Below are 15,608 nucleotides of genomic sequence, written 5' to 3'. Positions count from 1 at the left end.
TATATTGATTATGAATACTATTATAGATAATTATTTGAAAAATGTAGAGGATAGGCTTAAGGAAATGACAGATGTCATGCTAAAGCAATCTGATTTGGTGAAAAGTCTTTTTGAAGGGCTGTCTGCCGATGATACCATCGATATGATACGTCAAAATGAAAACAAAATAGACAAAATGCAGGTAGAATTACGGGATGATATTATTAATTGTATGGTTCTCAATGCGCCACGTGCCGGTGATTTGCGTCATATAGTGGCTTATTATGATGCTATTGTCGATGTGGAACGTACCGGTGACATATTGTACAGTATCAGTAAAAGAATGCATTATCTTCAAAAACAACATTCTGTGTTTCCTATTTTTAAAACTGATATATTGATGCTTTATGAGATGGCTTATTCCATGATACATAATGCTGTCTTTGCTTTGTTCCACGAAGATGCCGAAATAGCTCGCAATATCATAAACAATGATGAGAAATTAGACGAACAACATCATATATGTAATAAAAAATTGTTTGAATATCAATATAATAAGGGAGAACATCCTTATCTTATAGCCGATATTCTCGATTTGGGCAGAATTATTTACGGCATAGAAAGAATAGGAGATAATGCTACCAATATTGCAGAATCGGCAATTTTTTTGACACAAGGTATAGATATCAAACATCGCGATTCGAAATAATATGTATTTTTACAGACCAACAATACAGTTATGAAAAGAATATTAGTGGTTGATGATGAATATGATTTGTGTGAGATTCTACAATTTAACCTTGAAAATGAAGGATATCAGGTTGATACTGCTCTCTCGGCGGAAGATGCTCTTAAAAAATTGCGTCCGGATCATTCTTTAATGCTTCTCGATGTCATGATGGACGGAATGTCCGGTTATCAATTGGCAAAGAAACTGCGTAATGAAATGCACAATAATATTCCTATTATTTTCCTTACGGCAAAAAATTCTGAAAACGACATGTTGACGGGATTCAGTATAGGCGGAGATGATTATATAGCCAAGCCTTTCTCTGTCAAAGAGGTGCTGGCTCGTGTCAAGGCTGTAATTCGTCGCGTGGAATCTTTGAATACTGACGTGGAGTCTGATGTTATTAATTTTGATGACCTTGTGCTGAATAAGAAACATAAGTCGGTGACAGTAAAAGGGGAGACTGTCAATTTGACAAAGAAAGAATATCTGATATTGCTTATATTACTTGAAAATAAAGGTAATTATCTCGAACGCGATACAATATTGAAAAATGTTTGGGATGATGAGACTTATGTGTTGGAACGTACTGTTGACGTACATGTGGCGCGGCTGCGTAAGAAACTCGGCACCTTAGGTGAACATATCAGCAGCCGCGCCGGTTTTGGTTATTCTTGGATAGACAAATAATGATGTTATGAAATATCAACGTAAACTTTTCCTTTATTTTACTGCAGTATTTGCTGTCTTCGTAGTGATAACTGTTTTTATACAGCTGTCTCGCGAGAAACGTTACAAGACAGAAGAAATGCGTGCTGAATTGTATGCGTATTCCAAAATGATTGATAGCTTTCTGTCACGTGTTTATGATTTTGATTCTGTCGCACTTATGTTACCTGAGGATCTCAGATTCTCTATTATTGATAAGGACGGTAATGTGTTGTTCGACAATGTGTTGGACCCTGACTTTAAAAAGGAAAACCATATAAACAGACCTGAAATAATAGGTGCTTCTGTTCATGGAGACGGTTATGCAATACGTAAATCGGAATCTACGGCATCGGGTTATATATATTATGCTTATTTGTGTAATTCGGGTAATTATATCCGTCTTGCCTTGCCTTATACCTTGTCGATACAAGATGTCATAGGTCCGGAGAATCTTCTAATGTATTCTCTTACTTTGCTTATGATAATAATACTGCTGCTGCTGTTGTATCGTACCGATAAATATGGCAGGACAATGCAGTCTCTGAAAAAATTCGTCTCCAAGGCACAAAACGGTGAACTCGATTACAATAATATCGAATTTCCTGATACCGACTCAGGTATTATAGGTCATGATGTCATAGAGTTATATAAGCAACTCGAAAACAGTAAAAAAGAAATTGAAAACGAGAAAGAACGTAATATCAAAATGAAACAGGACATGACTAATAACATAGCTCATGAATTGAAAACTCCTGTCAGCAGTATCAGAGGTTATCTCGAAAGTCTTAACAATAACCCGGAATTGGATGCCGAAAAAAGACAGCATTTTATAGAACGTGCTTATTATCAGTCACTTCGTCTTACGGAACTTATCAATGATATAGCTTTGATTACAAAACTCGAGGAGGCATCAAAACTCTTCGAAAGAGAAAAGATTAATATTGGAGATATCGCAAATGAGGTGTTTAACGAGATGGAGATGCAGATAAAAGATGCTAATATCGCAGTGCATAATAATTTGCCTTCCAATCTCGATGTCGCCGGCAATCATAATCTTATGTATTCTGTATTTAGAAATCTTACTGAAAATGTCTTGAAATATGCCGGTAACGGGATACAGATTGTCACAACTCTGGAAAATGTAGAAGATACAGAGTATTATCATATTGTTTTTTATGATACCGGCTGTGGCATTGACGATAAATATCTTGAAAAGATTTTTGAACGCTTTGTGCGTATCAACGAAGGAAGAGGTCGCCGTTCGGGCGGTACAGGATTGGGATTATCAATAGTAAAACATGCTGTAAAATATCATGGCGGTACAATTATTGCAGAAAACCGTAAAGAAGGAGGTTTGTTATTCCGTTTTACAATAAAAAGATAATATGTTTACATTGCTGTCATTGAGATGCTATGGTAGAACGTATTTACTATAGCAAAAACCTTACATTCCTATTTGTGTACACTATGATATGACGTCTTCATCACAACCTCATATTTTATCTTTAGAGACGTCATATCATGGCGTCTCTACTATTGTTTTATCCATTTACCGCCTTCTGCCTCTTTTCCTTCACTATAAACTCTCCACAGATACATCCCTTTCGCCCATCCTTCTGTCGGTATCTTCGTGACCTCTTCGGTAATATCCTGTTTATATACCACTTTCCCCATTATGTCATACACTTCTATCCTTCCTTCCGGTAATACCGTCCTGATGTTCAAGATGTTTTCTCCCGGATTGGGATAAGCATATAGATTCGTTTTTGTAGATTCTTCCAATGATAATGTTGTTGAAACAAAATTGGCAACTATATCCACATCTTCATCTAAAATGAAACTGTATGTTTCTTCTGTTGATACTATATTACCGTTCTTTGTCCAATTTACAAATTCATATCCTTGATTCGCTAATGCCGTAACTATGGCCAAATCATCATCACAACCCGGTTCCTGTATCACTGAGACACTGCCCATTGATATGTCATTTGATGTTACATTGAATACAAAAAACAATGATTCCCGATAATTCGTAAACCTGTTCCAAAATTCTGCAGCGGAGTATTCATCTTTCATGCCGCATGGAACATAAATCGGTATTGTATCCGGTATCCCATCAAAAGCATTATTGTCTATCAAAGGTATGTTCATCGATTCAATACTGATGGATTTGACATCTGAATCTAAAATAAAATATTGCTTTATTGTAATATCATCACTAAGTATTGTTACACTTTCAAGATTGTTGCATTCAGAGAATGCTCTGTCTCCCACCGACCTGACAGATTCCGGTATCACTACAGATTCAAGACTGTTACATCTCTGAAATGCACTCGCATCTATGTTTTCTAACGAGTTCTGAAAATTGACATCTGCAAGAGATGAACAACCATAAAATGCACTTATGTTTATACTTTTCAATGAATTCGGGAAATTGACATTTGTGAGAGATGAACAATCTGCAAAAGCACTTCCTGCTATTAGACGTGTATTGTCTCGTATATCGACGACACCAGAGATATCATTTCTTGCATTTAACAGAATATCTTCATAATAAAGAAGGTCTCCATCCCATTTGGTGGAATCCAAATAATAACCGGAATCCAAGAAAGCATTTGAATAAACTTTTTCGATGTTTGCATATATGTTCAGCTCTGTCATGTTTCTGCAATAACGGAAAGCCTCACTGGAAATATATGTAATGGAATTTTCAGCTATTGTCAGAGAATTGAAATTATTACAACCGTAAAAAGCACTGTTCCCCACATACTTTACGGATTGCGGTATATAAAGTTCTCCACTGAAATTATTGTTGGAAAAAGCCTTCTCTCCTATGGAGATGCTTTTTCCTGCATCGGGTAATACTAACTCTCCGGTGAATTGACAAAGCGAAAAAGCCATTGTTCCTATGTTTCTTATTGATTCCGGAAGGGTTAGTGTCCCATCCAAGCCCTGACAGAAAAGAAAAGCCTGATAACCTATTTCTGTTACCGTATTGGGAATCACCAAAGAACCTGTAATATTAGTGCTTGAAAAAGCGGAAGACCCTATTTCTGTTACTGTATAATTTATGCCGTTGTATTCTACATGGGAAGGCAACTCTAATTCTCCGGAGATGATTTCCCCGTCCCATCCCCAGCCGTAATCTGGATATGTGATGGAGACTGTTGCATCCTCTTCGCTTATTATATTGTAATACAGCATTTGCCCTGATGGACATACAGCTGAAAAATCATGTGAATATGACATAAATGCTATATTCACTGTAATGATAAATAAAAGTATTTTCTTCATAATCGTAAATTTTTAAGTTATCTATCTTATAAATAAAAGTATTTTCGTGTACCGGACTTTACCGTAGCAAAGCACTGAAAAAGGTTCGGTGTACCATCAAACAGCCATTCAACTGTTCCATCAAGACCTCGTCCTTGCCTCTTGATGCTGTTTTTCTATATAGCACCTCGATTATCGTCTCCGCAAACGGCGGCACACTTGTTTATTGCGAAGACTTTATCCAATATATCTCAATATGTGTTTCATGACTTGATGTTTTATATTTTGATTACATTATCCTGTAATCTGCTGTCATTTACGTTGTCGTAAACATTACTTCCATAAGTTGTGCAGTTCTCTTTCAGTAATGGATTTATATTTACTAATCTTATTTGCATAACCTTTTTCTTTTTCGATTACGCAAATTTAATGAATATAATATTAAAAAAACAGGATTAAAAAAGCTTTACAAACTTTTTTCAGGACAGTTTTATATTTAAAATGTTGATTATAAATATTATATATATAAAACACGAGGCGTTTTTTACAAACTTTTTTTCGGCTTTTACATGGTCTTACTGTCTGTTTTTGTCATTTTACCACATAATTTCGACCTGTATTTATCTATGCTGTAAACAGAACAATGCATGAAATCGGCTTCTTCCTGTCTCGACAAATCGAAATGTGACAGGATACATATCTTGAACTCCATTTCATTCAAGTCCTGATATTGTGTTTTAATCATGTCTATTCTGCCAGGAAACAATCTGTCAAAAATTGACAACATTGCTTCCCAATGGTCTTGCTCATTGTCGCCGTACAAAAGTTTTTTCAAATTATTTATTACATTCTTATTGGAATCACATAAACTTTCAGAATACATTATCATTAAAAATCTCAACATCAATTCATCCTGTTCTTTCTTTTCATTATATTGCTGAAATTCGTATTCTTTTTGAGTATATTTAATTTTTGCCTCATCTGTTTTTTTCTGAAGTGCCAGCAGTTTTTTATTGATTTCAGCCTCATGCTCTTTCCTTTTCAATATCTTATAAATCATAATCACTACAACCATCAACGCAATTAATAGGAACAGTACAAGCAATGTAATCCATATTTGTCGCTTTAATAGTTTTTTGGCATAGAAATTCTCTTTCTTCTGATAATCATACTTCTGCTGTATCTTGTAAACACTTTGTTCCATACGTTCCTGATATATATTTTCAACCATCTCAGAATATTTCGAGTGATAATAAAATGCAGAATCGTAATTGTCTCTCTGCATCTCATATTCCGACAATATGGAATATATACCTGTCAATAAAGGTTTGTCTTCAATATACTCCAAATCATTCTTCAAAAGATTTATATAATATGTCAACGAATCATTTTGATTCAAAAGATTGTATATCTCAGCAAAATTCAAATTATACTGAGGATATTTCTTCACATCCGGATTCAACTGTAAAGACTGCCTGAGGGTTGACAATGCTTCATCATACATTTGGCATTCTCTGTACAAAACACTCAGATTTTGCAGCAAAATACTTTGGGTTTCACTGTTATCGCTCCGTATTGCACAGTCTATACCTTTTCTATAATAATAGAAAGCACTGTCGTTTTCTTTCATTAAGATGAAACATCTTCCCATGTTTCCATAATATTGGGCCTGTTTCTCAGGTATGGACCTGCATATCTCAGCGGCTTTCTTATAAGATTTCAACGCTTCTCCGTATAAACCATGCGAGTACAACAACGAGCCAATACATTGCTGTATTCTCGCCATTATCAAAGAATCTCCCACGATCGTCGCCGGTTTCATCGCTTCTTTATAGGCCTCCATCGACATCTCGTATTCTCCCCGTTCCTCATACACACATCCGCTGTATAGTGCTGCAAGCGCTTGTTGTCCATAGTCTTTTGTCTTAACAAAATACCGACGTGCTTCGAATACGGCTGTATCCTCACTTATGTCTTTGTAACATTTGTATTTTGCCTGCACCATGGCTGTTTCGTATTCCATGCGGTGTCTCTTGTCGAGTATTCCGGGATGAGACCTTATGGAATCTAAAAACACCAACGCACTGTCCGGAGCAGTCTCCATTATCGCCTGTGCACAGCCGAGCTGTCTTATCGCTTCCCTACGTTGTTTGCAGGAGACCAATGTCATAAGACAGATTACAAGTGCAATAAAGAATATCAATCTTCTCATAAATCTATGATAAGCTGATGCATATTTACAGAATTTTTAAAAAAAGAGCATTAACATAACACTCATTTTATAATTTGTTTAATTGACATCCTTTTTCCATTTATATCCTATGAGACAACACAACAATGATACCCCCAAACCGGCAAACAAAGGATCGAAAGGCGGATTTATGATATTGGAAACAACAAGAGCAACAGTACCGGCTATTATTGAAATGAATATCCATTTATAATTGAACCTTTCCGGCAAAAAGAGAGCCAAGGTCAAAGGAACAAAAGCCGCCGTAGTTCTCAGTCCCATGGAAAGAAAGCCAAGGTCATTGATAAAAGTTCCGGAGAATGATGATGCCGTTATCATGGCAAGAGACAGTATCAACACTATGGTACAACGTGACAGCATGATATTCGACTTTACATCTTTAAAGCGCGATGATAAACGCATGAAGACGTCACGGACTATGATGGTAGCTGCACCGAGTGTCAATCCGGAACCACCTATTATTACGGTGATGAGCAAAACGCCGAGTACTACACCTCCAAGAAATTCAGGCAAATGGTCGGTAATAAAGACAGGGAAAGCCTGTGCCGAGTTGCGCATCACACCTATTCCCTCGGGCAAAGTCAATCCCATCTCGGCAAGTCTTTGCGACTCTTCGGAAGTGACATAGTTGGCTCTCATATACATACCCACCAAGGCACAAGCCACACCAATGGGTATTGTTAACACTGCCGAGAGCATACAAGCCTTGCGCGCCACACTGTCGGTCTTGGCAGCCCATATACCCTGGGCATAACTCTGTGTTGCCAACACCCCGAGAATGACTGATATACATGAGCAAATATCTTTTGAAGCACCTCTTGAAAAGATATTGGTATATCTGTATATTATTTCTTCTTTTGAATTAAAGTCAGTGACAGCAGAGATGTCAGTATCATTCAAAAGATGGATAACAGAATCCATCAAGCCGGAGCAGCCACCGGAGAAGACAAGCACCATGACACCTCCTGCAAGGGCTGAAAGGCTTAACAGTATCAATTTTACAATTCCACCAATGCCGGCACTCCACACTCCGCCGAACACCACATATATCACCATCACTACTGCCGAGAGCAAAGCTGCCGTATGCATATTCACAGGGAACAAAGTCATCAGAAGAGCACCTGCAGACAACACCTGCGCCACAATACTGACAAACATGCCCAAGGAACACAAGACAGAGCCAGTCATCTCAGCCTTTTTACCATATTCTTTGGATATCACTTCCATAAGAGTAGTGCTGCCGCTATATCTTAAAGGTATGGCATATCCTATGCCGAGCACCACGCATCCTAATGCTGCTCCCACAGTGAACCACCATGCCGAAATGCCATAACTGAAAGACAGTTGTGCCGTTCCTATAGTAGATTGACCACCTACCAAAGTGCCCATAATGGTTCCTACCACCACCCACAACCCGGCACGACCTCCTCCCGTGGTGAAGTCTGAAGCGTTCTTAACTTTCTTCACCGACATAATACCAACAAACTCAATCAACAACACTGCCAATACTATTCCTGCAATTTGCCATACGGAAGTTACCATCATCTCTCTCCTTTCGGTCGGCAAAGTAAGTAAAAAAACAAATGAGATGATAAAAAAAGTGCTTTTTATCACACTATGTGAACAAATTGTATCATTATGGTAAAATAATGCGAAAAAATCGCAAAAATCACTTATCTTTGCTTGATTTTATTATTAAAATTAAAAAGATGAGATACGATTTCGACACTATTATAGACAGAACCGGCACGGAGAGTGTGAAATACGATTTAAGAGAATCAGTTTTCGGCAATGCCGAGGTGATACCCATGTGGGTTGCCGACATGGACTTCCCCACTCCGGATTTCATCCGTGAGGCTATCATAAAAAGAGCTGCCACTGATGTTTACGGATATACTTTCCGTGAAGCAGAATACTTCAATTCCATAGCACAATGGATAACACGACGTCATGGCTGGAAGGTACAGAAGGAATGGATATCATTCACTCCGGGCATAGTATGTGCATTTAATTTCGCCGTTATGGGATTGTCAAAGGAAAATGATGAAATAATAATACAACCACCAGTATATCCGCCGTTTTTCAGGGCTGTAGAAGAGCATGGAAGAAAACTCGTACTTAACCCGCTTATAGATACCGATAAAGGATTCAAGATGGATTTTGAACTTTTGGAACGACAGGCAAAGACAGCCAAGATGCTGATACTCAGTAATCCTCATAATCCGGTTGGACGTTGTTGGAATTATGATGAGTTGAAACGTTTAGGTGAGATATGTATGAAAAATGATGTTTTGGTATTCTCCGACGAGATACACTGCGATTTAGTCCTGCCTAATTACAAACATCTGCCGTTTGCCTCTATCAGTCAGGAGTTTGAACAACACAGCATCACTGCCCATGCGGCAAGCAAAACATTCAACTTAGCCGGATTAGCGACCTCGTCGGTGATAATAGCCAATGAGCAATTGCGTAAGCAATATACAGATTTTTTACACAGCACTGAAGCTGACCTCGGCAATATCTTTGGCAAAGTTGCAACCAAGACAGCCATGGAAAAGGGAGAAGAATGGCTTCAACAACTTCTGCATTATGTCAATGACAACATAGATTTTGCTGTAAACTTCATTCACAAGGAGATGCCCAAAATAAGGTTACATCGTCCGGAAGCCACATATATGTTGTGGTTGGATTTCAATGCATACGACTTCGATGACAATGAACTCAACCGTAAGATGATTTTCGAGGCAGGATTAGGACTCAACAAAGGCCATGAATTTGGAGTACAAGGTCTCAAATGTCTGAGAATGAATCTCGCCTGCCCTCGAAGTATTATAGCAAAAGCATTGGAACAAATGAAAGAAGTATTTGGATAAAATAGTTGTATCAATACAATATAGGATAGTGAAACGAACCGCCTCCAAAATGGCAAAGCTAACATTTTGGAGGCGGTTTTACATGAAATATACATTGTAGTTTCATCATTGTCAAGGTGAAATTATCATCGGATTTCATTGGAATACGACAGATTATTATAATTTTCAAAACATCATAAATAAACTCGAAAATTTGCCTGACAATAATGTTAGAATCTATGATTATCAATCACCTCATAACCGATTTCAGTCGTTTACGACAACAATTAACGATAAATAATTTCTAAGAATCAAATTAGTGACGACAAAAAGTTCGGAAATGCCGAACTTTTAACGAAACGAATAAAAACCAATGATATTAACTCTCTTTTGTGGGGGAGGGTGGACTCGAACCACCGAACTCATCCGAGGACAGATTTACAGTCTGTTGCAATTGCCACTATGCGACTCCCCCCCGCTTTGCCGAGAACAAACATCCCGACAGATTATTAACACTTAAATTCAAATTATGGTTATTTAAGACCAAATTTCTTAAAAAACTCTAAAAAACCTTATAAGAACCACATTAAAAAAACGCTGTTCGCAGCATTAAATTAACAGCGTAAAATTACGGTTTTAATTTATAATTCCAACATTTTTATCAAAAAAAAATGACCATTCTCACACTTTGATTTTCAACAGCATCACAGAAAAGACAAAGAAAACTGTCATTTTTTTCACTTGTAATGTCTCTATTTTTTACTCCTTTTCGATTCCAAAAACAATAAAACATTATTTCGATACAACAAAACATGTCATGGAGAGTCATCATCATTTTCGGGATGATAAATGACGGATTTCTCTGTCATGGAAGCGGCATAAAAATATCCTACCGCCATATTTTCCGGCATAATGTTGGTAGTTACATTATAAGGCAGGCCCATCATTGGATTAGTGCCGGAATTAGAAAGAATATCAGAAATATACAAAGCAAAGCCTTCAGGAATACAATAAAGTCGCAGTGTCACTTCATCACCATCGTGCAGATATTCGGTACTGTCAGGACGACTTTGATCGAGTGAATAAACCGGAAACTCTCCGGCCAACAATGTCATCAATTCTCCGTTGAAATACATTCCGGAGAATCCCATCATGGAATAGTAGTATGCTTCTGTAAGAGTATCGGTCAACAATCTTCCATTAATGTAAAGATGACACATATAATAAATATTCGGGTCCGGAAGTGTCTGGTAATATGGATAAACTCCGAGCACATCGTCGGCATGCAATGAACCGAAGACATAATCTTTTATGGCTATTGAATCTATTTGTTCAACACATTGAGGCATAACAGAATTTGCATAATACTGATGTTCTCCGTTGTCATCTGCGAAAGACACCATCAGTTTATAGTTTCTTCCCGGCACCCCTGCCACATCTTCAACAGTTCTGTAAATACCGGCATTTTCTGTTTCTTCATAATAAATGGTGTCAACACCATCTGAAACAAACACTTCTGCATTGGATATCATCTCAGGTGCAGAAGTAGAATAAAAATCACGTGTGCGGCTCAATTCAACAGTATGTTTCTTATACTCATTCGTTATCGAGCCGAATACACCAACCATCTGAGGACCCTCCTGAGGCTCTATTTTTATAGGTTCAGTACAGGAAAACATTAATGCCAATGACAATATCATCAAAAACTTATATCTCATAATCTTTAAAATTTAAAATTATATGATATGGAAGGAATGACAGAGAACAAATAAATCTTTTCTGTTTTTATCTTGTTATCATCGTCTGTGGTGACAGTAACAGCCCAAGTATTATGACGACCATATACGTTGTAAATAGACAGGTTCCATTCGCCCTGCCATCTCTCCCTTTGTTTTCCCTTCCATGTCATGGAAAAATCGAGTCTATGATAATCAGGATAGCGGCTTTGGTTTCTGTATCCGTTATACACCGAATATGTAACACCATTTACAGTATAAGTAGCATAAGGATAAGTTATAGGCTGACCGGTATTATAAATCCAATTGGCAGAAACGTCCAATCTTTCATTAAACTGATAATTCAACACAATACAAAGGTTATGCGGTCTGTCGTAAGGAGAACGATACTCCTCACCATGACTTATACCATCGATAGTTCTGAAAGCCCTGCTATAAGTATATGAAATCCATCCGGTGAATTTACCATAATTCTTACGTAACAGAAGTTCCATTCCATAAGATCTTCCCTTCCCTATTCTGACTTCTCCATCAACGAGAACATTTGCATAAAAGAATGCATCATCAACAAAATCAATGACATCAGTAAGACGTTTATAAAAAAACTCTACCGAAGTTTCTATTTCATCTTTATGGAAGTTATGGAAATAACCTATAGTGAATTGGTCACATTTCTGAGGTTTTATATTAGGATTTGTCGGAAACCACATGTCGAACGGCAAGCCTCCGGTAGAATTGGTAGCAACCTGAGCATATTGTACTGTACGTGAATAAGATGCTTTTATTGACGAGAAGGCGCCTGTTCTGTACATAAGGGCGACACGAGGTTCAGGATTTATCTCGGTATGGAATATCTCACCTTTCCCATATACGATAGAGTCATAAAAATGATGATTGTCATCGAAAAGATAAAGCACTTCGTCGCCAATATTTTGAAACATGGACAAACGCAGTCCATAACGTATGGAAAACACCGGATTTATCTTGTGTTCTGTAGAAAAATAGAGAGCATGTTCCAAAGCTTTTCTTCCCAGCTTTTCATTGTTGGCTACTCCAAGATAAAGAGCCACAGCACCGGTTTCATCATTAAGTTTGCCTTGCAAATAGTTGTGGTAAGTCGATGACAATCCGAATTTAGATGTAACCTTGTCATTCCAAAGGTAAGTAAAATCATAATTCAACGTATAATCATTTATACCGGCAGTGACATCGAACAGATAAGGTTGCATTATTATATTGATACGGTAGTCATAATCTGTATAAAGCAAGGAGAGGTTAGAAGTAAGTTTGTCGTTAAAAATATGATTCCAGCGTGTTGTAACGGTAAAGTTGCCATAATCAAGCCCCAGCATTTTGTCGAGGAAGAAAGAGTCACGACCGAAATATGAAGAAATGAAGAGTCTGTTTTTATCGTTGAAAGTATGAATAATCTTAGCATTAAGGTCATAAAAATACAGATTGGTGCCTTTAAGGTCTTTATTGACTAAAGGAATAAAAAGTCCAAGGTAAGTAGTTCTGCCGGCGAGCATCACCGAGGTACGGTTTTTATTGAAAGGAGCGTTAAGCATCAGTCTGCTGGATATCAAGCCAATACCGCCGCTCACGGTAAAACGGGAAGGTATCTCGTCCAAAGTGCTTACATTGAGGACAGAAGAGAGCCTGCTGGGATATATTGCAGGGATATCACCTTTATATAAGGTGGCATTTTTCACTACATCATTGTTAAACACCGAAAAAAAGCCGAGGAAATGCGAAGCATTATAAATTGGGGCATCATCCAACAGAATGAGGTTCTGGTCCGGGTTACCGCCACGTATGCTGAAGTTGGAAGAGCCTTCGGAGGCAGCCTGCACGCCGGGTAGAAGCTGTATGGCTTTTATGACATCGACCTCCCCCATCAAAGCCGGGATTTTCTTTATCTTCACCATGTCGAGTTTCTGTACACTCATCACCAACTCTTTGACATTCTCATCTTTCCTCTGACTCGACACCACAACGTCATCGAGCATCTTTGATTCCACACTCATCATGATATCACAAGACTGTCTCCCGTTGACAACTTTCACCTCCATTTTCTCCGTCTTGTAACCGACGAAAGAAAATCTCAACATATAATCACCTTTTTGTGAGAATGTCAATTCATAACGACCATCTTCTCCCGTTACCGTTCCGTAAGACAATGATTCAACATAAACAGCAACACCTATCATTGGAGAGTTGTTCTCAATGTCTTTCACCACACCATAAACGACATATTTTTCCTGTGAAAAAACCTCAAAGGAAAAAAACAATATCAAGACAGATATGACAATTCTGATTTTCATAGTTCAATAAAAACTTCAAAATTATATTTTTTCTTTCACATGAGAGAAGATTTTTTTAAAATCCTGCCGGAATTATCTGAAAAACAGTTTTTCATGAACAAAAGCGCAAAAAAGATGTATTTTTGCAAACTAAAAACGCATATCATGTTTATCAAGTTTCACAGGGACAATCCGAATCAACGTTATGTCAAGATGATAATAGATTGTCTTAATAACGATGGAGTCATCATTTTTCCCACCGACACCATATATGCCATGGGATGCAGCATTTCGAGCAGCAAAGCTCTCGACAGAATAGCCAAAATAAAAGGAATAAAAAAAGAAAAAGCGAACTTTTCATTTATCTTTCATGACTTGAGCATGTTGTCGGAGTTTACCAGACCTATCAACAATGATGTTTTCAAGATGATGAAACGCAATTTGCCAGGTGCATTCACTTTCATTCTCGAAGCAAACAATAATATCCCAAAAGTCTTTCAAAGCAAAAAAAAGACAATAGGTATCAGGATACCCGATGAGCCTATCATCACCGGACTTGTTCAGCAGTTGGGCAAACCTATTATCACGACAACAATAACAGATAAGGACGAAGTTTCAGGATTTCAGACAGATCCTGAGGAAATAAACGAACATTATAAAGACATTGTTGACATCATCATAGACGGCGGATACGGCGACAACGAAGAAAGTACTGTTGTGGATTGCACTGATAATGATATTGTTATCATAAGACAAGGCAAAGGGATTTTAGATTGAAAAAAAAATCGAAAAAAGTATTGTATGTATTAAAATAATGTGTAATTTTGCAATGCAAAAAAAACGCGGGAGACTCGCTAGCTCAGCAGGTAGAGCATCACACTTTTAATGTGGGGGTCCTGGGTTCGAGCCCCAGGCGGGTCACAAAAACAAGCCTTGATTTGTTATTATTACAACTCAAGGCTTGTTTGCATATCTGCTGCTTGAATAAGAATTAAATCTTACAATCAATTAACACCTCCATTTTCATCTGACACAATCCCAACTTGTCAATACGACAAATTTTAATTTCTGATACGTTTACAGAAGCAACTATAATCAAAAAATCATCACTTGATTTGTATGATAAAAAACACGGATTTATTTCCTTATTTTAATATTTGATTCAACAACGGTTTCATTATGTCTTGCAACATTCACATAAGCAAAATTTCGAAGGAAAAATGGAGGAGTCAAAGTTCATGTCATATATACTGTAACCACCGCATCAAAGCATTATTCCATAGTAATCTTCAATCCATTATGAACCAAATGTTTACTATATTTTTCGACAGGGCTTATGACTTTTAAAGAACTCTATAGGATACACCTTACAAACTCTTTCTTTATTGACAGAGCCAAAACGAACTTAAAGTATATGACATTCAAATGAAAACGAAGGATGCCATAGAATGTATTTACTGATGCAGAAGTGAAACTTACCGGTTATCTCTCCGCGAAGAAATATTCGGAGTCATTCAGACACATTCGATACTAAGACGAAAAAAAATGATCGTAAGTTTACTTTTCTGACGAATGCATAACATCTTTCAGCATTGGATGTCACCAATTTTTGTAAAATAATGGTTGGTCGAACTGTTTTTCAAAAAGCTCGAGCAACATCTCAAGATAATGAAATTTTAGATTACAACAGAGAACGTTGTTGGCATACAAATCCCTGTGGCAATTATCACATACTGTCTCATGGCTATTGTCCAGCATGATATGAAGCCCAAA

The 15,608-nt window shown here is 37.4% G+C and carries 11 protein-coding genes and 2 tRNA genes; 6 read left to right on the top strand and 7 right to left on the bottom strand.

The annotated features are described in order from the left end of the window. Window positions 1-10: 10 nt before the first annotated feature. From ACZOVS_RS05020 to ACZOVS_RS05010, 3 genes are read left to right on the top strand one after another with little or no spacing between them, the layout of a single operon-like run. Window positions 11-688, top strand: coding sequence for a phosphate signaling complex PhoU family protein (locus tag ACZOVS_RS05020; RefSeq protein ID WP_483996132.1), 678 nt, complete (start codon window positions 11-13; stop codon window positions 686-688). A 30-nt stretch (window positions 689-718) separates the two neighbouring features. Further along, complete coding sequence (gene phoB / locus ACZOVS_RS05015) at window positions 719-1,399, top strand: two-component system response regulator PhoB (protein ID WP_483996131.1); 681 nt, start codon at window positions 719-721, stop codon at window positions 1,397-1,399. Between the two features lie 7 nt (window positions 1,400-1,406). Continuing rightward, window positions 1,407-2,804: a sensor histidine kinase gene (locus tag ACZOVS_RS05010; RefSeq protein ID WP_483996130.1), complete on the top strand. Its 1,398-nt coding sequence runs from the start codon at window positions 1,407-1,409 to the stop codon at window positions 2,802-2,804. 149 nt (window positions 2,805-2,953) lie between these two features. Here the strand turns inward: ACZOVS_RS05010 and ACZOVS_RS05005 are convergent, their stop codons facing one another. From ACZOVS_RS05005 to ACZOVS_RS04990, 4 genes are all read right to left on the bottom strand, one after another. Next, a complete protein-coding gene (locus tag ACZOVS_RS05005; protein ID WP_483996129.1) occupies window positions 2,954-4,714 on the bottom strand; it encodes a leucine-rich repeat protein in 1,761 nt (586 codons plus the stop codon). 58 nt (window positions 4,715-4,772) lie between these two features. Continuing rightward, a complete protein-coding gene (locus ACZOVS_RS05000) occupies window positions 4,773-4,910 on the bottom strand; it encodes a hypothetical protein (RefSeq protein WP_483996128.1) in 138 nt (45 codons plus the stop codon). Between the two features lie 348 nt (window positions 4,911-5,258). Beyond that, a complete protein-coding gene (locus ACZOVS_RS04995; RefSeq protein ID WP_483996127.1) occupies window positions 5,259-6,905 on the bottom strand; it encodes a tetratricopeptide repeat protein in 1,647 nt (548 codons plus the stop codon). Between the two features lie 78 nt (window positions 6,906-6,983). Then, window positions 6,984-8,489, bottom strand: coding sequence for a sodium:solute symporter family protein (locus ACZOVS_RS04990; protein WP_483996126.1), 1,506 nt, complete (start codon window positions 8,487-8,489; stop codon window positions 6,984-6,986). A 164-nt stretch (window positions 8,490-8,653) separates the two neighbouring features. Between ACZOVS_RS04990 and ACZOVS_RS04985 the strand changes: the two genes are divergently transcribed. Continuing rightward, window positions 8,654-9,817 (top strand): MalY/PatB family protein, encoded by a 1,164-nt coding sequence (locus ACZOVS_RS04985; RefSeq protein ID WP_483996125.1) that lies wholly within the window; start codon window positions 8,654-8,656, stop codon window positions 9,815-9,817. 372 nt (window positions 9,818-10,189) lie between these two features. Here ACZOVS_RS04985 and ACZOVS_RS04980 read toward each other — a convergent pair. From ACZOVS_RS04980 to ACZOVS_RS04970, 3 genes are all read right to left on the bottom strand, one after another. Continuing rightward, a tRNA-Tyr gene (locus ACZOVS_RS04980) sits at window positions 10,190-10,271 on the bottom strand. Window positions 10,272-10,611: 340 nt separating this feature from the next. Further along, complete coding sequence (locus ACZOVS_RS04975) at window positions 10,612-11,514, bottom strand: DUF4249 family protein (protein WP_483996124.1); 903 nt, start codon at window positions 11,512-11,514, stop codon at window positions 10,612-10,614. Window positions 11,515-11,519: 5 nt separating this feature from the next. Continuing rightward, window positions 11,520-13,856: a TonB-dependent receptor gene (locus tag ACZOVS_RS04970; protein ID WP_483996123.1), complete on the bottom strand. Its 2,337-nt coding sequence runs from the start codon at window positions 13,854-13,856 to the stop codon at window positions 11,520-11,522. Between the two features lie 144 nt (window positions 13,857-14,000). On the opposite strand from ACZOVS_RS04970, the gene ACZOVS_RS04965 reads away from it, so the two are divergent. Continuing rightward, on the top strand, window positions 14,001-14,612 hold the full coding sequence (locus ACZOVS_RS04965; RefSeq protein WP_483996122.1) for an L-threonylcarbamoyladenylate synthase: 612 nt from the start codon (window positions 14,001-14,003) through the stop codon (window positions 14,610-14,612). A 71-nt stretch (window positions 14,613-14,683) separates the two neighbouring features. Beyond that, window positions 14,684-14,756: transfer RNA gene (locus ACZOVS_RS04960), tRNA-Lys, on the top strand. Window positions 14,757-15,608: the final 852 nt, after the last annotated feature.

The organism is Candidatus Limimorpha avicola (assembly GCF_056978975.1).
The sequence above is the reverse complement of the archived record's forward strand: the minus strand, read 5'-3'. Positions and strand labels throughout refer to the sequence as shown.